The organism is Citrobacter sp. CK181 (assembly GCF_030333595.1).
In the GTDB taxonomy this organism is placed as follows: Bacteria; Pseudomonadota; Gammaproteobacteria; order Enterobacterales; family Enterobacteriaceae; genus Citrobacter_B; species Citrobacter_B koseri.
The window spans coordinates 121,355-141,780 of record NZ_JAOWFN010000015.1 but is presented as its reverse complement, the minus strand read 5'-3'; the positions used below and the strand labels follow the sequence as shown (position 1 = coordinate 141,780).

Here is a 20,426-nt window from a genome sequence, read left to right as displayed (position 1 = left end):
GCTTTTTCTTTTCGTTGTTATCACATAAGGGGCACATGATAACGGAGATACGCATTTCAGGGAAAGCAGCGATGGACGACTTATCGATCCTTATTCCGTTTCTGATTTTTATAACTGCTGTTTGAGCCGCATTTCGGAACGCCGCTCCCGCAACGTAGCGTAAATAAATGCCACGATGAAGATCGCAGTGAACAATACCACGATGGTTGGCGCAGGGGCGCTGTCGAGGAAAAACGACAGATAAACGCCGAGAAAAGAGGTGACGACAGACAGCGTGACCGCCAGCATCAGCGCGCGGGCAAAACGTCGCGTCAGCAAAATCGCAATCGCGCCAGGGGCGATTAACAGCGAGATGGAAAGAATAATCCCCACCGATTTCAGCGTTGCGACGATGGTCAACGCGAGCATGCACAACAGGCCATAATGCAGCAGGGCGGTATTAAGGCCGCTGGCTTTTGCCTGGTGCGGATCGAAGGCATGCAGTAAAAAATCTTTCCATTTCAGCCCGATAATCAGCGCAATACCCAGCGCAATCAGCGCCGTTTGCAGAATGTCGCTGATGGACACGCCCAGCATATCGCCGAACAGAATATGATCCAGATGGACTTCAGACTGGATAGAAACGTACAGCACCAGCCCTGCGCCAAACATTCCTGAGAAGACGATTCCCATGATGGTATCGCGCTTAATGCGGCTGTTATCGTCGAGATAGCCGGTGGCAACCGCGCAGAATAGCCCGGCAATAAACGCGCCGATGGCCAGCGGAATACCGGCGATATAGGCCAGCACAATGCCGGGGAACACGGCGTGACTCATGGCGTCGCCCATTAACGCCCAGCCTTTCAGCACCAGAAACACCGACAATAACGCGCAGGGGATCGCCACAATTGCCGAGACCATGAGCGCGTTGATCATAAAATCAAACTGGAAGGGTTCCAGTAAGGCGGTTAAGCGCATGGGGTCTCCTTATTCAGGCGCGCACGACGGCGGTTGGCAAGCAGGCCGTGTTTCGGAGCGAAGATAAACGCCAGCAGAAACAATAGCGTTTGCAGGACGACGATGATCCCGCCGGTCGCACCATCCAGCCAGTAGCTGAGCCAGGCGCCGAAAAAGCTGGTCAGGCTGCCGATGGCGACGGCGATGGTTAACAGGCGCGGAAAACGATCGGTCAGCAGCCAGGCGGTGGCGCCAGGCGTGACCACCAGACAGATCACCAGAAAAGCGCCGACGGTTTGCAGAGCGGCGACGGTGGAGACCGACAGCAACGTGAAAAACAGCAGCTTCAGCCGGGCGGGGTTAAGCCCAATCGATCGCGCATGGTTTTCGTCGAAAAAAGTCACCATCAGATCTTTCCACTTCAGCAGCAAAATCACCAGAGAGACCGTACCGATGATCGCCAGTTGCAGAATATCTTCCGGCGCAATAGCCAGCACGTTGCCGAGGATAATGGTCTGGATGTTGACCGACATCGGATTGAGCGAAACCATAAACAGCCCGATGCCAAAGAAAGAGGAGAAGATAAGACCGATAATCGCGTCTTCCTTCAGGCGTGAACGCTGGTTGAGAAAAAGCATGCTGCCCGCCGCCAGGCCGCCGGAGAGAAACGCGCCGAGAGAGAAGGGCAGCCCCAGCATATACGCGCCCGCCACGCCGGGGACGATGGAGTGGGAAAGCGCGTCGCCAATCAGCGACCAACCTTTAAGCATCAGATAGCAGGAGAGAAAGGCGCACAGGCCGCCGACCATTGCCGAGACCCACATGGCGTTGAGCATGTACTGGTAGCCGAACGGTTCCACAAGCCAGTTCATGATGATTCTCCTCCGCCTGCTGCGCGCCGTGAGATAAAGGGACGCTCGTCGTCGGTGATGATATGCTCCTCGCCGCCGCTCAGCGCCACATGACGCAATACGCCGCTGAACGCCAGTTCGAGGTTTTCAGCGGTGAAGGTGGTTTCCGTCGGGCCGCTCGCCAGCACGGTGCCTTTGATCATCACCGTGTAATCGCAAAACTCCGTTACCGAGCCGAGGTTATGCGTTGAAACCAGCATGGTGCGGCCTTCATCGCGCAGCTCGCGCAACAGGGCAATAATGCGGGCTTCGGTTTTCACGTCAACGCCGGTAAAAGGCTCATCCAGAAGAATAACCTGCCCGTCCTGGGCGATGGCTCTGGCCAGAAAGACGCGTTTTTTCTGCCCGCCGGAAAGCTCGCCAATCTGCCGATAGCGATATTCCAGCATGTCCACCCGCGCCAGCGCGGCGTCCACGCTTTCACGATCGCGCGCGCTGGGGCGGCGCAGCCACCCCATATGGCCGTAGCGCCCCATCATCACCACATCTTCCACCAGTACCGGAAACGACCAGTCCACCTCTTCAGATTGCGGGACATAGGCGATCAGATTCTGTTTCAACGCTTTGTTGACGGGCTGTTGCAGGATGGCGATTTCTCCCTTCGCCAGTCGGACAAACCCCATCAATGCTTTAAACAGCGTCGATTTCCCTGAACCGTTGACGCCAACCAGCGCGGCAATTGAGCCGCCAGGCACCTGAAACGTCGTGTCCCGCAGGGCAGTGTGACCATTGCGATACGTCACCGTGACGCGATCAACGGTAATCGCAGATTGACTCATTTCTGGCTCCTCAGCCCGTCAGTGATGCCGCTGACGATGGTTTCAGTTGTGACGCGCAGCAGATCCAGATACGTCGGCACCGGACCGTCGGCAGCGCTCAGAGAATCAACATATAGCACACCGCCGTAGTGTGCGCCGGATTCACGCGCGACCTGGCGGGCCGGTTTATCGGAAACGGTACTTTCGCTGAACACCGCCGGGATGTGATGTTCCCTGATCGCATCGATCACTTTGCGTACCTGTTTAGGCGTGCCTTGCTGATCGGCGTTGATCGGCCAGAGGTACAGCTCTTTCAGGTCGTTATCGCGCGCCAGATAGGAAAATGCCCCTTCACTGGTCACCAGCCAGCGCTTGTCGGCAGGAATCTTCGCCAGCGCGTCGCGTAGTGGATCGAGCGTCTGGCGGATTTGGGCTTTATAGTTTTCGGCGTTTTTCTGGTACGTCGCGGCGTTATCTGGATCGTATTTCACCAGCGCATCGCGAATGTTATCCACGTAAATCAGCGCATTTTCCGCCGACATCCAGGCGTGCGGGTTGGGTTTGCCGTTATACGGCCCTTCGGTAATGCCCATCGGCTTCACGCCGTTGGATACCGTAACTTCCGGCACGCCGGATAAGTGCTGGTAGAACCGGGCGAACCACAGCTCCAGGTTCAGGCCGTTAGAGAGGATCAGCTGCGCGCCCTGCGCCCGCTTAATGTCGCCGGGCGTCGGCTGATACTCGTGGATCTCCGCGCCAGGCTTCGTGATTGAACTGACGTCCGCCGCATCGCCCGCTACGTTTTTCGCCATGTCGGCGATGACGGTAAACGTTGTGATGACCTTAAATTTATCTTTTGCATAAGCAGGCGACAGCGCAAGCATCGCCAGCGCGCTGGCAAGGAGAATGGATTTCAGACGGAGCAAGTGCGGCATAGTATCCCTCATCATAATGCGGTTAATTATTCATCGAATATAGCCTTTGCTATGTTATATAGCACAAGGTATAGATAAATGAAAATAATTCTTATTTACGTAGGGCGCTAAGGATGTGTCACCTTAGGGTGATAGTCCTGAGAGAAGATAAGGTGTATTATTTATGCAACTTATTTGTGGAGGCATCATGTCCGGTAAGCGTATTGCTCGTGAAAAACTGACGATTAAAAAAATGATCGCGCTGTACGAGAGCCAGTGCCCGCAGGCCTCAAACGAGCAAGGTCATTACGATGCGCTGTTTGCCTATGCGCAAAAGCGGCTGGATAAGTGCGTGTTTGGCGAGGAAAAACCGGCCTGTAAGCAGTGTCCGGTGCACTGTTATCAGCCCGCGAAGCGTGAGGAGATGAAGCAGATCATGCGTTGGGCAGGCCCAAGAATGCTCTGGCGCCATCCGATTTTGACCATCCGTCACCTTATTGATGACAAACGCCCCGTCCCGGAATTGCCGGAAAAGTATCAGCGCAAGAAATAAATGTGTCTTGCCGGATGGCGGGAGTTAATCGCAGTTGCGTAGGCCCGATAAGCGTTAGCGCCATCGGGCAACACCATTACGCTTTGGTCGCAATCAGAATCGCTGACGCCTTAATCAGCGCAATAACGCGACTGCCCTGCGCCAGTTTCATCTCTTCCTGACTCTCATTGGTGACAACGGCCACAATCTCAAAACCAGCGTCGGTTTTGATGTGTACAGTCGCGTTGACTGCGCCTTCCGTCACCTGAGATACGCTACCGGCAAACTGGTTGCGGGCGGAGAACTTCAGGCCGCAATCTTCGCTTGCCAGAGTAACCCAGGGGGCTTTAATCAAAGCAATGGCGTCTTTTCCGTTTGTCAGACCCAGCGCCTGCTGGCTGCTGTGAGTGACAATCGCCACCAGTTTTGCGCCGCCCGCCAGCGTCAGTTCAACTTCATCATTCACCGCACCTGTTGCGACTGCGCTAACCGTACCGGTCAGTTGATTACGTGCTGATACCGCCATACTGCCTCCTTTCGTTGAGATATCTGCCAGTATAGCCAGAGATGCTATACCAATGCATCTTTATCAATGCCTAATCGTTTCATGCGAGAGAGCAGGGTGGTGCGCTTCAGCCCCAGACGCTGCGCGGCGCCTTTTGGCCCCGCCACCACGCCATTTGTCTCTTTCAACACGCGCATAATGAGCTGAAATTCATCCTCGCCCTCCTGGGCGACTTCGGTGGCGACCGGCGGCGCGCCCGGCGTGAGCATTCCCATGTCCGGCAGCGAGAGTTGCAGCACGTTGCCCCGCGTCAGCAGAACGGCGCGCTCGACGACGTTTTCCAGCTCGCGGACGTTCCCCGGCCACTCCATATTGCTCAGCGTGCGCAGCGTTTCGGCAGGAATACTGTTGATGTTGCGCCCCATCCGGCGGGCGATTTTAAAGGTGAAGGCTTTGACCAGCAGCGGAATGTCCTCCGGGCGCTCGCGCAGCGGCGGGAGCTGGATCGGAAAGACGTTCAGACGGTAATAGAGATCGTTGCGGAACTCACGATCGGCCACCATTTTTTTCAGATCGCGATTGGTGGCGGCGATCAGCCTGACGTCCGTCTGGATCAGTTTATTGCTGCCCAGACGTTCAAATTCCTGCTCCTGAAGTACGCGCAGCAGTTTCGGCTGTAGCTCCAGCGGCATGTCGCCCACTTCATCAAGAAACAGCGAGCTTTTATCCGCCAGCTCAAAACGACCAATACGCTGCGCGCTGGCGCCGGTAAAGGCGCCGCGCTCGTGACCAAACAGATCGCTTTCCAGCAGCCCGGCGGGCATCGCCGCGCAATTCATCTTCACCATTCGCCGTGCGTTACGCCCGCTCAGATTATGAATCGCCCTGGCAATCAGCTCTTTACCGGTTCCTGTTTCACCGAGGATCAGGACGGTGCTGTCGCTTTGCGCCACCATCTCCACCTGCTTGAGCACGTTGTACATGGCTTCGCTGCGACCGATTATCTCGCCAAATTCGCTATCCACGTTATTGAGCTGCTCGGTAAGCGCCAGGTTCTCGTCGACCAGACGCTCTTTCAGCCGGTGAATCTCCTGATAGGCGAGGGCGTTGTCCACGGCAATCGCCACGCGTTCGGCAATCTGGCGCAGCAGTTTGAGGTTGGCGGTGGTAAACACTTTCTCTTCGCATTGCGCCAGCTTCAGCACGCCGAGCATTGTATTGCCGGACATCAGCGGCAGCAGACACAGGGTCTGTATCTGGTTGCCCCAGGTGTCGAACAGCATGCGTTCGTACGGCGCAAGCGTATCCCGCTCGTTCAGGTTAATCAGCAGCATCTCTTTGCTTTTGAAAACCCGTTCAGAGAGCGTTCCCGCTTCGTCCACTTCGCTTTGTTCATGCGCGGGATTATGTTCATCCAGATAATGCGTGGAATAGATGCTCAGCTTATTTTTGCGGGAGCTGTGCAGGACGATACTAATGGCATCGATATTAAAGTAGTGGTGGATCTCTTTCGCGACTTCGCTCACCAGTTCGTCGATGTCCAGCCGTGAAAGCACGGCATTGGTGATCGCCACCAGAATGCGGAAGTTGTCGCGCTCACGGCACAGGAGATCGTAGTCAACGTTATTGCTGACCCGACACTGAATTTGCTCAGCGACCACTGCGACAATCTGGGTGAAGGTTTGCAGACGTTCGTACTCTTTCTCGCTCCACGGCTGGTCGTTTTGGCGGATGAATTCGCAGCCGCCAAAAATGCGCCCTTCAGCGGCCAGCGGCAGCAAACAGTAGTGGCCAAATTCACCGTACAGCCCGTTTGTCGCCAGTTGCGGCCAGGTTTCGCTGAATTCGTGATGATTGCAATGCAGCGCATCGGGACGCGAGAGAATGCGCCGAACCGGGCCATGTGCCAGCACGGTTTCGTCTTCATACGCGACAGGTTTACCATTTTCGCGAGTTGCATAATAACGCGCGCGTTGTGTCTGTGGCTGCCATAACACAATAGCCGCGCTGTCGGCCAGCGCTGAGCGCTTGACCAGTTGCGAAAGCGCTTCACTGAGCGACGCCAGGTCGGGCTGCTGCAATAATGTACGAGTGATGTCGAACAAACCTTGTTGTCCGAGATCGCTCATCGGTGTATACGACATGTTGCTTTTCCAGAAAAGCACCGCGATGCGGTGCGAAAACGGTAAATAAATTATAGATATAGGTAATATATTTTGGGTATCACCGCAGGCCTGTCCATCCGTAGGCCTGATAAGCACAGCGCCATCAGGCGCCTTTGCCGGATGGTGGTGTAAACGCTTTATCCGGCCTACAAACTGCATTGAACCGCAGGCCTGATAAGCACAGCGCCATCAGGTGCTTTTGCCGGATGGCGGCGTAAACGCCTTATCCGACCTACAAACTGCATTGAACCGTAGGCCTGATAAGCGCAGCGCCATCAGGCACCTTTGCCGGATGACGGCGTAAACGCCTTATCCGGCCTACAAACTGCATTGAACCGTAGGCCTGATAAGCACAGCGCCATCAGGCGCTAGCATATACGCGGCAACGGTTCGGCGTGGGGTAAATCAAGGGTACGTTTCACGCCATACAGACCGGCCAGGCGAACACCTCTGCGTTCAACCACCTCGCCGATCGGCACCGCATCGCGGCCCAGCGGATGCGCGCGCAGCGCGTCAAGCACCGCGTCTGCGGCCTGACGCTCAACGGCGATCACCAGTTTGCCTTCATTGGCAAAGTTAAGCGCATCCAGCCCCAGCAGTTCGCAGACGCCGCGCACTGCCGGTTTGACCGGCAGCGCGGATTCGGACAACTCAATACCGAAGCCGCAGGCGGCGGCAAACTCATGGGCGACAGCATTCACGCCGCCGCGCGTCGCATCGCGTAAGGCTTTCACGCCTGGAATATCGCGCAGCGTCTGAATCAGCGGGGTTAATACCGCGCAGTCGCTGACCAGTTCGCCATCCAGCCCCAGTTGTTCACGCAAATTGAGGATCGTTGCGCCATGATCGCCGAGCGTGCCGCTGACCAGCAGCACATCTCCTACGCTTAATGTCTGCGCCCCCCAGTGAATATTGGCGGGAATCGCCCCCATCCCGGCGGTGTTGATGAACAGCTTATCCGCCGCGCCGCGCTGAACGACTTTGGTATCACCGGTCACAATGGCGATACCGGCTTCGCGCGCGGTTGCCGCCATGCTGTTCACCACGCTTTTCAGCGTCTCCATCGGCAGACCTTCTTCGAGGATAAAGCCGCAGGAGAGATAACGCGGGATCGCGCCGCTGACCGCCACGTCGTTGGCCGTGCCGCAAATCGCCAGTTTGCCGATATTGCCGCCGGGGAAAAACAGCGGGTCAATAACATAGCTGTCGGTGGAGAAGGCCAGGCGGTCGCCTTCCGCCGCCAGTTGCGCCAGTTCAAGACGCGCCTGATCTTCCTGCTCAGCCAGCCACGGGTTGGCAAAAGCTTCCATAAACAGGCTGTTAATCAGCTGCTGCATGGCCAGACCGCCGCTGCCGTGGGCAAGTTGTACGCTGTTCATGCTTCACACTCCTGCTGACGATATTGATACCAGGCGGCGCATGCCCCCTCGGAGGAGACCATTAACGCGCCAAACGCCGTCTGCGGGTTACAGGTCGTGCCAAATAACGGGCACTGGTGCGGTTTGCACTTGCCGGTGAGCACTTCTCCGCAGCGCGCACGCGGATCGTCGCACACCTGTTGCGGCGCCGGGCGGAAGTGCGCTTCGGCGTCAAAGCGCTGGTAGTCTGGCGTCAGGTGGACACCAGACGATTCAATCACGCCCAGCCCGCGCCATTCGCTGTCGCCGTTGACGCAAAACACCTCGGCGATAGCCTGTTGCGCCAGCAGATTACCGGCATCCGGCACCACGCGACGGTACTGGTTCTCAACCTGGCTATGGGAGGCTATTTTCTGCTCAACCAGCATAACGACGCCTTGCAGTAGATCAAGCGGTTCGAATCCCGCCACCACCAGAGGACGATGGAAATCCGTCGCGATGAAGCTATAGGCGTCGGTGCCGATCACCATGCTGACGTGACCCGGTGCGAGAAACGCGTCAATTCCGTTATCCGGCTGCTCCAGCAGGCTGCGCAGCGTTGGAATAAGCGTGATGTGCTGGCAGAAAAAGTAAAAGTTCTGCACGTTGCGAAGCTTCGCCTGTTGCAGCGTGATGGCGGTGGTCGGCATGGTGGTTTCAAATCCCAGACCGAAGAAAACGACTTTGCGCGTTGGGTTTTCCTGCGCCAGTTTCAGGGCATCCATCGGCGAATAAACAATGCGGATATCTGCGCCACGGGCTTTGGCCTGCAATAGCGAACCCTGTTTCCCCGGTACGCGTATGGCATCGCCAAAGGTGCAGAAAATCACCTCAGGATGGCTGGCGATCTCCACGCAGCTGTCAATTCTGCCCATCGGCAGCACGCAGACAGGGCAACCGGGGCCGTGGATAAACTCCACGTTGTCGGGCAGCAGCTGGTCGAGGCCGAACTTGAAGATGGCGTGCGTATGACCGCCGCACACTTCCATGATGCGCAGCGGACGTTCGGCGGTATAAGGGAGATGCGCGGCACGTTCACGCAGGTGATCAATCAACTGCATCACCTGTTCCGGTGCGCGATATTCGTCAACAAAACGCATTATTTTTCCTCGCCATATAACAAAGCGCCGACGTCCGGTTCGACATCAAACATGTTTTGCAGCGCGTCGAGGGTGTCGCGCGCTTCCGCTTCGTTAATCACACTCATGGCAAAACCAACGTGAACCAGCACCCACTGGCCCAGACGCGGCTCACCGCTCTCATCGCAACTGCCAACCAGCGTCAGGTCGACATCGCGCTGGATGCCGCAGACATCGACTTTCGCCTGATTGCCGTCAATGGAGCGAATTTGCCCCGGAACGCCTATGCACATCGCTGTGCCTCCAGCCAGTTCAGCCACCGATCCATCCCTTCGCCGCTGGTGGCGGAGATGAGGATGATCTCAATGTCAGGATTGACTTCCCGGGCGCTGGCGATGCACTTCTCAACGTCAAAATTGAGGTACGGCAGCAGATCGACTTTGTTCAGGAGCATGAGCGAAGCGGCGGCGAACATATGCGGGTATTTCAGCGGCTTGTCTTCGCCTTCCGTAACGGAAAGCACTGCCACTTTATGGCGCTCGCCGAGGTCAAAGCTGGCCGGGCAGACAAGGTTGCCGACGTTTTCGATAAACAGAATACCGTTGTCGGCCAGCGGCAGACGCGGAGCGGCATCGGCAATCATTTGCGCATCAAGATGGCAGCCTTTGCCGGTGTTGACCTGAATAGCGGGCGTACCGGTCGCGCGGATGCGGGCGGCGTCGTTGACCGTCTGCTGGTCGCCTTCAATCACCGCGCACGGCACACTGTCTTTTAACTTCATCAGCGTTTCGGTCAGCAGGGTGGTTTTACCGGAACCGGGGCTGGAGACAAGGTTGAGCACCAGATGCTGGCGGGCGGCGAAGCGGGCGCGGTTGCGCTCGGCCAGACGGTTGTTTTTGTCCAGCACGTCAATTTCGACTTCCAGCATCCGGCGCTGGCTCATACCCGGCGCATGGGTTCCCGCTTCACCGTGACCGTAGTGCAGATCGCCTTCGGCGGTCTGGCTCGGGGTAAAGGCGGATGTCTTCACGCCGGTGATGTTCAGCGCCGGGCGAGCCGCCGGGGCAAAAGGCGCGCTACGAAACGCCGAATGGGGATTATGCTCATCTCCCTCTATATAAAGGTTGCCTTCACCGCAACCGCATGTCGTACACATCGCTCACTCCTGATCTCTATCTTGCGGTAAATCTATTGCCGGATGGCGGCTTTGCTTATGCAGCCTACAACTCAGGCCATTCCTGTCGGCCGGATAAGACGCTCAGGCGTCGCTATCCGGCGTTGGATTACTGTCTATTTCAATTCGGCGAATCTGCAACCCGTCATCGGCCACAATGCGTAACGTGTCGCTCTGGCATTGCGGGCAACGGCGCACGCGCTGCGTCAGTAACGTGACGTACTGCTGACAAGACTCGCACCAGCATTCGGCTTCTTGTTCTTCGAGGTGGAGTTTACAACCTTCCGCCAGGGTGCCACGGCATACCAGATCAAAACAAAAGGCGAGAGCGCTGGTTTCTACGCAAGAAAATGCGCCAATTTTGAGCCAGACCCCAGTTACCCGTTTTGCACCGTGCGCTGCGGCCTGTTGTTCAATTAATTCCAGTGCCCGTTGGCAGAGAGTTATTTCGTGCATATCGCCTCCCGAATTCATTGCCCTGAATAAGCAATAAATATGCCAGTTATTTTTCCCTTGCTCGTGACAATGACGACGATGACGAAATGACATGTCGTCACGGCGTCGAACGTGATGGCTGTTTTTGTATCGTCATGAAAAATAAAGATTTAAAAACTGGCATGGAAAATGCTTAAGGCTGGCTATCTCTGCTAACCGGGTAACCTGACATGACTATTTGGGAAATAAGCGAAAAGGCTGATTACATCGCGCAGCGGCATCATCGCCTGCTGGACCAGTGGCGAACCTACTGCAACTCACTGGTTCAGGGGATCACCTTATCAAAAGCGCGTCTGCATCACGCCATGAGCTGTGCGCCGGACAAAGATCTGTGCTTTGTGCTTTTCGAGCACTTCACGATTTACGTCACCCTGGCGGACGGTTTTAACAGCCACACCATCGAGTATTACGTCAAAACCAAAGACGGTGAAGATAAGCAGTTGATTGCACAAGCGCAATTGACCATTGACGGCCTCGTTGATGAGAAGGTCAGTAACCGCGATCGCGAGCAGGTGCTGGAGCACTATCTCGAAAAAATCGCCAGCGTTTACGACAGCCTGTACACCGCCGTGGAAAACAATCGCCCGGTGAATTTACGTCAACTGGTAAAGGGAAATAGCCCGGCGGCATAAGCACGAGGCGCTGCCCGTTGTTACTCGCGGCGTGCGCTTCACGCTGCATATGAATGTTTGAGGGGATGGGAATGTCGATAAGTGTCGAAAATGACATTTTTCAGACATGTTTTCGTCAAAAATGACTATCACCTGAGGAATGCCTGGTGAATCGTTTTGTAATTGCTGACTCCACGCTCTGTATTGGCTGCCACACCTGTGAAGCAGCCTGTTCAGAGACGCATCGCCAGCACGGCCTGCAATCAATGCCGCGGCTGAAAGTGATGCTCAATGAAAAAGAATCCGCGCCGCAGCTGTGTCACCACTGTGAAGATGCGCCCTGTGCCGTGGTGTGCCCGGTGAATGCCATCAATCGGGTAGACGGCGCCGTACAGCTGAATGAAAGCCTGTGCGTAAGCTGCAAGCTGTGTGGCATTGCCTGCCCGTTCGGCGCGATTGAATTTTCCGGCAGCCGTCCGCTGCATATTCCGGCGAATGCCAATTCACCGAAAGCCCCGCCGGCGCCTCCCGCGCCGGCACGCGTCAGTACTCTGCTGGACTGGGTGCCGGGCGTGCGCGCCATCGCGGTCAAATGCGATCTGTGCAGCTTCGACGAACAAGGCCCGGCCTGCGTGCGGATGTGTCCGACCAACGCGTTACACCTGGTGAATAACATGGATATCGCCCGCGCCAGCAAGCGCAAACGTGAGCTGACCTTCAACACCGATTTTGGCGATCTCACCTTGTTTCAGCAGGCGCAAAGTGGGGAGGCAAAATGAACGCAATTTCACTGATCAATAGCGGTGTGGCCTGGTTCGCGGCGGCGGCCGTACTGGCATTTCTGTTCTCCTTTCATAAAGCGCTGAGCGGCTGGGTCGCCGGTGTCGGCGGCGCGGTCGGCAGTCTGTATACCGCGGCGGCGGGTTTTTCCGTCCTGGTGAATGCGACAGCGGTCAGCGGCGTGATGCCGTTGATCGGTCATGGTTTACAAATCACCCCGCTGAACGCCATCTGGCTGATTACGCTTGGGCTGTGCGGGCTGTTCGTCAGCCTGTACAACATCGACTGGCATCGTCACCCGCAGGTGTTAGCCAACGGGCTGCTGGTAAACCTGCTGATGGCGGCGGCAGTTTGCGCGGTCGTCGCCAGCAATCTTGGTACGCTGGTGGTGATGGCGGAAATCATGGCACTGTGCGCGGTGTTTCTTACCGGTTGCAGCAAAGAGGGCAAACTGTGGTTTGCGCTGGGGCGTATCGGTACGCTGCTGCTGGCTGTCGCCTGCTGGCTGGTGTGGCAGCGTTACGGCACGCTGGAGCTGCGTCTGCTCGATCTGCGCGCCCAGGCGCTGCCGCTCGGTTCTGACATCTGGCTGCTCGGCGTAGTCGGTTTTGGTCTGCTGGCCGGGATTATCCCGCTGCACGGTTGGGTGCCACAGGCGCACGCCAACGCCAGTGCGCCGGCGGCGGCTCTGTTCTCTACCGTGGTGATGAAAATGGGTCTGCTGGGCATTCTCTCTTTATCGCTGATTGGCGGCAATGCGCCGCTGTGGTGGGGCGTTCTGCTGCTGGTGCTCGGCATGATCACCGCGTTTGTCGGCGGTCTGTATGCGCTGATGGAACATAACATTCAGCGTCTGCTGGCGTACCACACCCTGGAAAACATCGGCATTATCCTGCTCGGTCTGGGCGCGGGCGTCACCGGTATCGCCCTTAATCAACCGGCGTTGATTGCGCTCGGCCTGACCGGCGCTCTCTATCATCTGGTCAACCATAGCCTGTTCAAAAGCGTGCTGTTTTTGGGCGCGGGCAGCATCTGGTTTCGTACCGGGCACCGCGACATTGAAAAACTGGGCGGCATCGGCAAGCGTATGCCGGTGATTTCTGTCGCGATGTTGATTGGCCTGATGGCGATGGCCGCGCTGCCGCCGCTGAACGGGTTTGCCGGTGAGTGGGTTATCTATCAGTCCTTCTTCAAACTGGGCAACAGCGGCGCGTTCATTGGCCGTCTGTTAGGGCCGCTGCTGGCCGTCGGGCTGGCGATTACCGGTGCGCTGGCGGTGATGTGTATGGCGAAAGTCTATGGCGTCACTTTCCTCGGCGCGCCGCGTACCAAAGAGGCGGAAAACGCCTGCTGTGCGCCAATCCTGATGGGGGTGAGCGTCGTCGCGCTGGCCATTTGCTGCGTGCTGGGCGGCGTTGCCGCGCCGTGGCTGCTGCCGCTGATCTCCGCTGCCGTGCCTCTGCCGCTGGAGACGGCGAACACCACCGTTTCTCAGCCGATGATCGCGCTGCTGCTGATCGCCTGTCCGCTGCTGCCGTTCATCATCATGGCGATTTTCAAAGGCAACCGTCTGCCGTCGCGTTCACGCGGCGCGGCCTGGGTCTGTGGCTACGACCACGAGCAGTCGATGGTGATTACCGCCCACGGTTTCGCCATGCCGGTGAAAGAGGCCTTTGCCCCGGTACTTAAGTTGCGTAAATGGCTTAACCCGGTATCGCTGGTTCCGGGCTGGCAGAATGCGGCGGCACCGGTTCTGTTCCGCCGCCTGGCGCTGATTGAGCTGGCGGTGCTGGTGGTGATTGTGGTTTCACGAGGAGCCTGAGAATGAGTGTGTTATATCCGTTAATTCAGGCGCTGGTGTTATTTGCCGCAGCGCCGCTGCTGTCCGGTATTACCCGCGTGGCGCGTGCCCGGTTGCACAACCGTCGCGGGCCGGGCGTTTTGCAGGAGTATCGCGACCTGATCAAACTGTTGGGGCGCCAGAGCGTTGCGCCTGCCGATTCCGGTTGGGTCTTTCGCCTGACGCCGTTTGTGATGGTCGGCGTCATGCTGACTATCGCGACCGCGCTGCCGGTGGTGACGGTTGGTTCACCGTTGCCGCAGTTGGGCGATCTGATCACCCTGATCTACCTCTTTGCGATCGCCCGCTTCTTCTTCTCTATTGCCGGTCTGGATACCGGGAGTCCGTTTACCGCGATCGGCGCAAGCCGCGAAGCGATGCTCGGCGTACTGGTGGAGCCAATCCTGCTGCTCGGCCTGTGGGTGGCGGCGCAGGTGGCCGGTTCCACGCACATCAGCAATATCACCGACACGATTTACCACTGGCCGGCAGCGCGCAGCATTCCGCTGATGCTGGCGCTGTGCGCCTGCGCGTTCGCCACCTTTATCGAGATGGGCAAACTGCCGTTCGATCTGGCGGAAGCGGAGCAGGAGTTGCAGGAAGGCCCGCTGACCGAATACAGCGGCAGCGGCTTCGCGGTGCTGAAGTGGGGCATCAGCCTGAAACAGCTGGTGGTGCTGCAAATGTTTGTCGGCGTATTCCTGCCGTGGGGACAGATGGAGACCTTCAGCGCGGGTGGGCTGCTGCTGGCGCTGGTCATTGCCATCGTCAAGCTGATCGCTGGCGTACTGGTGATTGCCCTGTTCGAAAACAGCATGGCGCGCCTGCGTTTTTGCGCCACTTCACGCGTGACCTGGGCCGGTTTTGGGTTTGCGTTTTTAGCATTCGTCTCCTTGCTGGTGGCGTGATTTAAGAGAGTTTGAGCATGTCTGAAGAAAAATTAGGTCAACAATACCTTGCGGCGCTGCACCAGGCTTTTCCGGGCGTGGTGCTGGACGAAGCCTGGCAGACCAAAGATCAGCTGACCCTCACCGTGAAGGTGAACTACCTGCCGGAAGTGGTGGAGTTTCTCTACTACAAACAGGGCGGATGGCTCTCGGTACTGTTTGGCAACGACGAACGCCAGCTGTGCGGCCACTATGCCGTTTACTACGTGCTGTCGATGGAGCAGGGGACGAAGTGCTGGATTACCGTGCGCGTTGAAGTCGATGCCAACAAACTGGAGTTTCCGTCCGTGACGCCGCGCGTGCCGGCTGCGGTGTGGGGCGAACGTGAAGTGCGCGACATGTACGGTTTAATTCCGGTCGGCCTGCCTGACGAACGCCGTCTGGTGCTGCCGGATGACTGGCCGGATGAACTCTATCCGCTGCGTAAAGACAGCATGGATTACCGTCAACGTCCGGCGCCGACCACTGATGCCGAAACCTACGAATTTATCAACGAGCTGGGTGACAAGAAAAACAACGTGGTGCCGATCGGCCCGCTGCACGTCACCTCTGATGAACCGGGTCACTTCCGCCTGTTTGTTGACGGCGAAAACATTATCGACGCCGATTACCGCCTGTTCTACGTCCATCGCGGCATGGAGAAACTGGCGGAAACCCGCATGGGCTACAACGAAGTCACCTTCCTGTCGGATCGCGTGTGCGGCATTTGCGGCTTTGCTCACAGCACCGCCTATACCACCTCCGTCGAGAATGCGATGGGCATCGTGGTGCCGGAACGCGCGCAGATGATCCGTGCCATTCTGCTGGAGGTGGAGCGCCTGCATTCACACCTGCTGAACCTCGGCCTGGCCTGCCACTTTACCGGTTTTGACTCCGGCTTTATGCAGTTCTTCCGCGTGCGTGAAACGTCGATGAAGATGGCGGAGATCCTTACCGGGGCGCGTAAAACCTACGGTCTGAACCTGATCGGCGGGATTCGTCGCGATCTGCTGAAAGAGGACATGATCCAGACCCGTCAACTGGCGCAGCAGATGCGCCGCGAGGTGCAGGAACTGGTGGATATGCTGCTCAGCACGCCGAACATGGAGCAGCGCACCGTCGGCATTGGGCGCCTCGACCCGGAAATCGCCCGCGACTTCAGTAACGTAGGGCCGATGGTGCGCGCCAGCGGTCACGCCCGCGATACCCGCGCCGATCACCCGTTTGTCGGCTACGGCCTGCTGCCGATGGAAGTGCATAGCGAGCAGGGCTGTGACGTCATCTCCCGTCTGAAAGTGCGCATCAACGAAGTGTACACCGCGCTGAACATGATCGATTTCGGCCTGGATAACCTGCCGGGCGGCCCGCTGATGGTGGAAGGCTTTACCTATATCCCACACCGTTTTGCGCTGGGCTTTGCCGAAGCGCCGCGCGGGGATGACATCCACTGGAGCATGACCGGCGACAACCAGAAGCTGTACCGCTGGCGCTGCCGTGCGGCGACCTACGCTAACTGGCCGACCCTGCGCTATATGCTGCGCGGTAACACGGTCTCCGACGCGCCGCTGATCATCGGTAGCCTCGACCCTTGCTACTCCTGTACCGACCGCATGACCGTGGTGGATGTGCGTAAGAAGAAGAGCAAAGTCGTGCCGTACAAAGAACTTGAGCGCTACAGCATTGAGCGTAAAAACTCGCCGCTGAAATAAGGAATCGCCATGTTTACCTTTATCAAAAAAGTTATCAAAACCGGCGCGCCGACGTCGTCATATCCGCTGGAGCCGATTGCGGTCGATAAAAACTTCCGTGGCAAACCGGAGCATAACCCGCAGCAGTGCATTGGCTGCGCAGCCTGCGTCAATGCCTGCCCGTCGAATGCGCTGACGGTTGAAACCTGCCTTGTTACCGGCGAGCTGGCCTGGCAGTTCAACCTCGGGCGTTGCATCTTTTGCGCCCGCTGCGAAGAAGTGTGCCCGACGGCGGCGATTAAACTCTCGCAGGAATATGAGCTGGCGGTGTGGAAGAAAGAGGACTTTCTGCAACAGTCCCGCTTTACGCTGTGCAATTGCCGCGTGTGCAACCGTCCTTTCGCGGTGCAGAAAGAGATTGATTACGCCATCGCGCTGCTGAAACACAATGGCGACAGCCGCGCGGAACATCACCGTGAAAGCTTTGAGACCTGCCCGGACTGCAAGCGTCAGAAATGCCTGGTGCCGTCCGACCGTATTGAACTGACTCGCCATATGAAAGAGGCCAGCTGATGAGCAATTTATTAGGCCCACGCGACGCCAACGGCATTCCGCTGCCGATGACGGTGGATGAATCCATCGCCAGCATGAAGGCGTCTTTGCTGAAAAACATTAAGCGTTCGGCGTATGTCTACCGCGTGGACTGCGGTGGCTGCAACGGCTGCGAAATTGAAATTTTTGCCACCCTTTCTCCGCTGTTTGACGCCGAACGTTTTGGCATCAAAGTCGTCCCGTCGCCGCGTCATGCGGATATTCTGCTGTTCACCGGGGCGGTGACGCGCGCGATGCGTTCTCCGGCGCTGCGCGCCTGGCAGTCCGCGCCGGACCCAAAAATCTGTATCTCTTACGGCGCCTGCGGCAACAGCGGCGGTATCTTCCACGACCTGTACTGCGTCTGGGGCGGTACAGACAAAATCGTACCGGTGGATGTCTACATTCCGGGCTGCCCGCCGACGCCTGCGGCAACGTTGTACGGTTTTGCGATGGCGCTGGGTTTGCTGGAGCAGAAAATCCACGCCCGCGCGCCGGGTGAGCTGGACGAGCAGGCGGCAGAGATTCTGCATCCCGACATGGTGCAGCCGCTGCGCGTGAAGGTGGATCGCGCGGCGCGTCGTCTGGCGGGTTATCGCTATGGCCGTCAGATCGCCGATGATTACCTGACCCAACTGGGGCAGGGTGAACATCAGGTGGCGCGCTGGCTGGAAGCGGAAAACGATCCGCGTCTGACCGAGATCGTCACTCACCTGAATCATGTGGTTGAAGAGGCGCGTATCCGATGAGTGAAACGGTGGTGTTCAGTCAACTGAGCCGTAAGTTTATTGATGAGAACGATGCGACGCCCGCCGAGGCGCAGCAGGTTGTCTATTACAGCCTGGCGATTGGCCACCACCTTGGGGTCATCGACTGCCTGGAAGCGGCGTTAACCTGCTCGTGGGAGGATTATCTGGCGTGGATCGCGACTCTGGAAGAGGGAAGCGAGGCCAGACGTAAAATGGAAGGCGTGCCAAAGTACGGCGAGATCGTCATCGATTTTAACCATGTGCAAATGCTGGCGCGCGCTTTCGACAGCGCGCTCGCTGCGCAAAGCCCGCAACAGCAGGCGTGGAGCAAGCTGATGCTGAGTATGCTCCACGATATTCATCAGGAAAGCGCCATCTATCTGATGGTGAGGAGACACCGTGACTGACGTTTTATTGTGCGTCGGCAACAGTATGATGGGCGATGACGGCGCCGGGCCGCTGCTGGCCGAAATGTGCGCCGCGCAGCCTAAAGGCAACTGGGTTGTTATTGACGGCGGCAGCGCGCCGGAGAACGATATTGTCGCGATCCGCGAACTGCGCCCGGATCGTCTGCTGATTGTCGATGCGACCGATATGGGGCTGAATCCGGGCGAGATCCGCATCATCGACCCGGATGACATCGCCGAAATGTTTATGATGACCACCCACAATATGCCGTTGAATTACCTGGTGGATCAGCTGAAAGAGGACGTTGGCGACGTGATTTTCCTCGGCATCCAGCCGGATATCGTTGGCTTTTATTATCCGATGACGCCGCCGGTGAAAGAGGCGGTGGAAGTGGTTTATTCAAGGCTTGCAGAGTGGGTTGGCGATGGGGGATTTTCTCCGCTCTGAGCGGGTGCCCGGTGGCGCTACGCTTACCGGGCCTACGGTTTTGTAGGCCGGGTAAGGCGAAGCCGCCACCCGGCAAAACGGGCTACGCCAGATCTTCCCCGTTACTCGCAATCACTTTCTTGTACCACCAGAATGATTTTTTGCGGGTACGCGCCAGCGTGCCGTTGCCAGCGTCGTCACGGTCGACATACACAAACCCGTAGCGTTTGCTCATTTCGCCTGTCGAGGCGGACACCAGATCGATGCAGCCCCAGGTGGTGTAACCTATCAGCGGCACGCCGTCTTCAATGGCGTCGGCCATCGCCCGAATATGTTCACGCAGGTAGCTGATGCGGTAATCATCATGGATCTCACCTTTCGCGTCCGGCTCATCTTTCGCGCCGAGGCCGTTTTCCACCAGAAACAGCGGCTTCTGGTAGCGGTCATACATCATATTCATGGTGATGCGCAGACCAAGCGGGTCAATCCCCCAGCCCCATTCGCTGACGTCAAGGTGCGGATTGCGCAGCGATTTCACCACGTTGGCGGCGTTGGTGTTATTGGCGTTCATCTCCGCTGAAGCGCAGCGTGACGCGTAGTAGCTAAACGAGACAAAATCGACGGTGTTCTTCAGGATAGCGTCGTCTTCCGGGGCTTTTTCAATCACCACGCCTTTCTCGCGAAAGACGCGGGCGGAATAGGCCGGGTAAGCGCCGCGCGCCTGCACATCGATAAAGAACAGGTTTTCGCGGTCTTTCTCCAGCGCGGTCCAGACGTCCTGCGGTTTACAGGAGTACGGATAAAAATTGCCCCCCGCCAGCATACAGCCGACCTGGTTTTGCGGGTTGACCTCATGGGCGATTTGGGTCGCCAGCGCGCTGGCAATCAGCTCGTGATGCGCGGCCTGATACTTCACCTGATCCTGATTTTCACCTTCCTCAAACACCAGGCCCGCGCCGGAGAATGGGCTGTGCAGCATGATGTTGATTTCGTTGAACGTCAGCCAGTATTTCACCAGACCGTCAAAGGCTTCAAAGCAGGTTCGCGCGTAGCGGGTAAAGAATTCCACCATTTTGCGATTGCGCCAGGAGCCGTACTCCGTCACCAGGTGCATCGGCACATCGAAGTGGCACAGCGTGACCAGCGGCTCAATACCGTACTTTTTACACTCTTCAAACACCGCGCGATAAAACGCGATGCCTTCTTCGTTCGGCGTCAGCTCATCGCCGTCAGGGTAGAGACGGCTCCAGGCGATCGAGGTGCGAAACACCGTGAAGCCCATCTCCGCCATCAGGGCGATATCGTCTTTATAGCGATGGTAAAAATCAATCGCGTCATGGCCTGGATAAAATTCGTCATCCCGCAGTTGAAAGCGTTTCTCCAGCCCCAGTTTGACCGGCATACGGTGCTCGCCGTGCGGGATCATATCGACGGTGCTCAGCCCTTTGCCGCCTTCCCGGTATGCCCCTTCAGACTGGTTGGCGGCCAGTGCGCCGCCCCATAAAAATCCTTGCGGAAATACAGACATAGTCATCCTCAAT

Annotated in this window: 22 protein-coding genes; 10 read left to right on the top strand and 12 right to left on the bottom strand. The window is 57.5% G+C overall.

The window, feature by feature from the left end:
• Positions 1-108 precede the first annotated feature (108 nt).
• The 4 genes from sitD to sitA are packed head-to-tail and all read right to left on the bottom strand — an operon-like array spanning position 109 to position 3,540.
• Positions 109-957, bottom strand: a complete 849-nt coding sequence (gene sitD / locus OGW17_RS17960) for an iron/manganese ABC transporter permease subunit SitD (RefSeq protein WP_071257927.1) — start codon at positions 955-957, stop codon at positions 109-111.
• A complete protein-coding gene (gene sitC / locus OGW17_RS17955) occupies positions 948-1,808 on the bottom strand; it encodes an iron/manganese ABC transporter permease subunit SitC (RefSeq protein WP_012134848.1) in 861 nt (286 codons plus the stop codon). The genes sitD and sitC overlap by 10 nt, the downstream gene beginning before the upstream one ends.
• Positions 1,805-2,626 carry an iron/manganese ABC transporter ATP-binding protein SitB gene (gene sitB, locus OGW17_RS17950; RefSeq protein WP_058668011.1) on the bottom strand — a complete coding sequence of 274 codons (822 nt, stop codon included), beginning with the start codon at positions 2,624-2,626 and terminating at the stop codon, positions 1,805-1,807. The genes sitC and sitB overlap by 4 nt, the downstream gene beginning before the upstream one ends.
• Entirely contained in the window at positions 2,623-3,540 is a 918-nt protein-coding gene (gene sitA / locus OGW17_RS17945) for an iron/manganese ABC transporter substrate-binding protein SitA (protein ID WP_047461652.1), read from the bottom strand. The genes sitB and sitA overlap by 4 nt, the downstream gene beginning before the upstream one ends.
• A 187-nt stretch (positions 3,541-3,727) precedes the next feature.
• On the opposite strand from sitA, the gene OGW17_RS17940 reads away from it, so the two are divergent.
• Positions 3,728-4,072 carry a nitrous oxide-stimulated promoter family protein gene (locus OGW17_RS17940; RefSeq protein WP_024130896.1) on the top strand — a complete coding sequence of 115 codons (345 nt, stop codon included), beginning with the start codon at positions 3,728-3,730 and terminating at the stop codon, positions 4,070-4,072.
• 76 nt (positions 4,073-4,148) lie between these two features.
• Here OGW17_RS17940 and OGW17_RS17935 read toward each other — a convergent pair whose 3' ends face one another.
• The 7 genes from OGW17_RS17935 to hypA form a co-directional block, all read right to left on the bottom strand.
• Positions 4,149-4,577, bottom strand: a complete 429-nt coding sequence (locus OGW17_RS17935; protein WP_012134844.1) for a TOBE domain-containing protein — start codon at positions 4,575-4,577, stop codon at positions 4,149-4,151.
• A 44-nt stretch (positions 4,578-4,621) separates the two neighbouring features.
• Entirely contained in the window at positions 4,622-6,700 is a 2,079-nt protein-coding gene (gene flhA / locus OGW17_RS17930) for a formate hydrogenlyase transcriptional activator FlhA (RefSeq protein WP_024130895.1), read from the bottom strand.
• A gap of 389 nt (positions 6,701-7,089) precedes the next feature.
• Positions 7,090-8,100: a hydrogenase expression/formation protein HypE gene (hypE, locus tag OGW17_RS17925; RefSeq protein WP_071257928.1), complete on the bottom strand. Its 1,011-nt coding sequence runs from the start codon at positions 8,098-8,100 to the stop codon at positions 7,090-7,092.
• Entirely contained in the window at positions 8,097-9,218 is a 1,122-nt protein-coding gene (gene hypD / locus OGW17_RS17920) for a hydrogenase formation protein HypD (protein WP_012134841.1), read from the bottom strand. The genes hypE and hypD overlap by 4 nt, the downstream gene beginning before the upstream one ends.
• Positions 9,218-9,490, bottom strand: coding sequence for a hydrogenase 3 maturation protein HypC (gene hypC, locus OGW17_RS17915; protein WP_047461662.1), 273 nt, complete (start codon positions 9,488-9,490; stop codon positions 9,218-9,220). The genes hypD and hypC overlap by 1 nt, the downstream gene beginning before the upstream one ends.
• A complete protein-coding gene (gene hypB / locus OGW17_RS17910; RefSeq protein WP_012134839.1) occupies positions 9,481-10,353 on the bottom strand; it encodes a hydrogenase nickel incorporation protein HypB in 873 nt (290 codons plus the stop codon). The genes hypC and hypB overlap by 10 nt, the downstream gene beginning before the upstream one ends.
• Positions 10,354-10,455: 102 nt before the next feature.
• Entirely contained in the window at positions 10,456-10,827 is a 372-nt protein-coding gene (gene hypA / locus OGW17_RS17905; protein ID WP_024130894.1) for a hydrogenase maturation nickel metallochaperone HypA, read from the bottom strand.
• A 209-nt stretch (positions 10,828-11,036) separates the two neighbouring features.
• Between hypA and hycA the strand changes: the two genes are divergently transcribed.
• The 9 genes from hycA to hycI all read left to right on the top strand — a co-directional run bounded on the left by hycA (position 11,037) and on the right by hycI (position 18,906).
• Positions 11,037-11,498 carry a formate hydrogenlyase regulator HycA gene (hycA, locus tag OGW17_RS17900; RefSeq protein ID WP_071257930.1) on the top strand — a complete coding sequence of 154 codons (462 nt, stop codon included), beginning with the start codon at positions 11,037-11,039 and terminating at the stop codon, positions 11,496-11,498.
• A gap of 146 nt (positions 11,499-11,644) precedes the next feature.
• The gene (gene hycB, locus OGW17_RS17895) at positions 11,645-12,256 is read left to right on the top strand and encodes a formate hydrogenlyase subunit HycB (protein ID WP_047461668.1); all 612 of its coding nucleotides are present in this window, start codon (positions 11,645-11,647) and stop codon (positions 12,254-12,256) included.
• Positions 12,253-14,079 (top strand): formate hydrogenlyase subunit 3, encoded by a 1,827-nt coding sequence (gene hycC / locus OGW17_RS17890; protein WP_071257931.1) that lies wholly within the window; start codon positions 12,253-12,255, stop codon positions 14,077-14,079. Before hycB ends, hycC begins: the two co-directional genes overlap by 4 nt.
• Before the next feature lie 2 nt (positions 14,080-14,081).
• Positions 14,082-15,005: a respiratory chain complex I subunit 1 family protein gene (locus OGW17_RS17885; protein ID WP_012134833.1), complete on the top strand. Its 924-nt coding sequence runs from the start codon at positions 14,082-14,084 to the stop codon at positions 15,003-15,005.
• Between the two features lie 17 nt (positions 15,006-15,022).
• Positions 15,023-16,732, top strand: a complete 1,710-nt coding sequence (gene hycE, locus OGW17_RS17880; protein ID WP_012134832.1) for a formate hydrogenlyase subunit HycE — start codon at positions 15,023-15,025, stop codon at positions 16,730-16,732.
• 9 nt (positions 16,733-16,741) lie between these two features.
• A complete protein-coding gene (locus OGW17_RS17875; protein WP_049011105.1) occupies positions 16,742-17,284 on the top strand; it encodes a formate hydrogenlyase complex iron-sulfur subunit in 543 nt (180 codons plus the stop codon).
• Entirely contained in the window at positions 17,284-18,051 is a 768-nt protein-coding gene (gene hycG / locus OGW17_RS17870; RefSeq protein ID WP_012134830.1) for a formate hydrogenlyase subunit HycG, read from the top strand. The genes OGW17_RS17875 and hycG overlap by 1 nt, the downstream gene beginning before the upstream one ends.
• Entirely contained in the window at positions 18,048-18,458 is a 411-nt protein-coding gene (locus OGW17_RS17865; RefSeq protein ID WP_071257933.1) for a formate hydrogenlyase maturation HycH family protein, read from the top strand. Before hycG ends, OGW17_RS17865 begins: the two co-directional genes overlap by 4 nt.
• The gene (hycI, locus tag OGW17_RS17860) at positions 18,451-18,906 is read left to right on the top strand and encodes a hydrogenase maturation peptidase HycI (protein ID WP_047461683.1); all 456 of its coding nucleotides are present in this window, start codon (positions 18,451-18,453) and stop codon (positions 18,904-18,906) included. Before OGW17_RS17865 ends, hycI begins: the two co-directional genes overlap by 8 nt.
• Before the next feature lie 82 nt (positions 18,907-18,988).
• Here hycI and OGW17_RS17855 read toward each other — a convergent pair whose 3' ends face one another.
• Positions 18,989-20,413 carry a 6-phospho-beta-glucosidase gene (locus OGW17_RS17855; protein ID WP_071257934.1) on the bottom strand — a complete coding sequence of 475 codons (1,425 nt, stop codon included), beginning with the start codon at positions 20,411-20,413 and terminating at the stop codon, positions 18,989-18,991.
• Positions 20,414-20,426 lie beyond the last annotated feature (13 nt).